At 58.4% G+C, this 1,219-nt stretch carries 1 protein-coding gene; it reads left to right on the forward strand.

The annotated features are described in order from the left end of the window. Positions 1-155: 155 nt before the first annotated feature. A complete protein-coding gene (locus EOA22_RS34250; RefSeq protein WP_338101684.1) occupies positions 156-590 on the forward strand; it encodes a type II toxin-antitoxin system VapC family toxin in 435 nt (144 codons plus the stop codon). The last annotated feature ends 629 nt before the right edge of the window (positions 591-1,219 follow it).

Below are 1,219 nucleotides of genomic sequence, written 5' to 3' on the forward strand. Positions count from 1 at the left end.
GTCGTAATCAGCTATTCGGACTACTAACGCCTTTCCCGTGTGCCGTCGCTGGGTTGGCTGCTCACAAACTCGCCCCTGGAGGAAGCTGACCTGCCAGCGCGAAGCCGAAAGCCCGCACGGGCTCTGCGCGATCCGGCGTTCTGACATTGTACCTTTTGGACACGAATGTCGTCAGTTTGCTTGCCCCTTCAAAACGCAGGACGCCCTCCGATGAGAAACTAGCGGCCTGGATAGTCGAGCGATCGTCCGACCTTTGGCTCTCCGTAATCACCTTGGCCGAGATCGAGGACGGCATCGCGAACGCCAAGCGAACCGGTGCCACCAAGAAGGCGGGCGCGCTCGCTGAATGGTGGGGAGAAATCCGTCACTACTACAGTAGCCGCATCCTCCCTCTTGACCTCGAAACGGCAACAATAACTGGGCAACTCATGACAGTCGCTCGGGCCGCTGGCATCTCACCAGGTTTCGAGGACATCGCTATTGCTGCAACAGGCATGCAACACGATCTGATCGTGCTCACGGACAACGAGAAGGATTTCAGGCCGCTCGGCATTCGGCATCAGAATCCGTTCATCGGGCTTCCAGAATAGGCGGACGGCGACCGATGGGCGCCTCCAGCATGACCATGCGATGACGTAGGCGGGGTTATGCGACGCTGGGCGAGTCTGATGGCGGTGCACCGGACTTCCTGGATCGACCAGCGGCCAGCGTATATTTGTGCCCCTTCAAGGTTCATAGGCCTTTGCCTATGGGCTGTCCAGGTTGTTTGCTTCAAAGGCCCAACGCTGACAGGGCCTTGGACGTGAGGTGAGAGCTTCATCGTCATTGAATACCTTTCTCATCGACGTCCAACGAGACGGTAACAATCAGTCATCCACCCACCTTGACGCGGGCGTGCCGCCCAGCGGATGTCGGGCTGATGTGCGCCGACGGAACACGTGTCCTCGACCGTCACTTCTGGCGAGCGGCATCGCCATCATTAGTGATGGAACGGAAAAGAAACCATTCAGCGTCAGACTACCGCTTTTCGACGCACCTTTTTCGAACACGTCGGAACGAGCGCTTGTCGCGCAGCCCACGATGCCCCCATTGGTGAATCGGATCCATGAAGAGTCTGACAATACGCCACCGCATCCTCGTCAGTTTCGCTGCCGTTCTGGTGGTCATGTCCGTGATCGCCGTCATCGCGTACGCCTGGTTTCTTCAGGCGGCGCAGGAG

Source organism: Mesorhizobium sp. M7A.F.Ca.US.014.04.1.1, from assembly GCF_003998745.1.
Lineage (GTDB): Bacteria > Pseudomonadota > Alphaproteobacteria > Rhizobiales > Rhizobiaceae > Mesorhizobium > Mesorhizobium ciceri.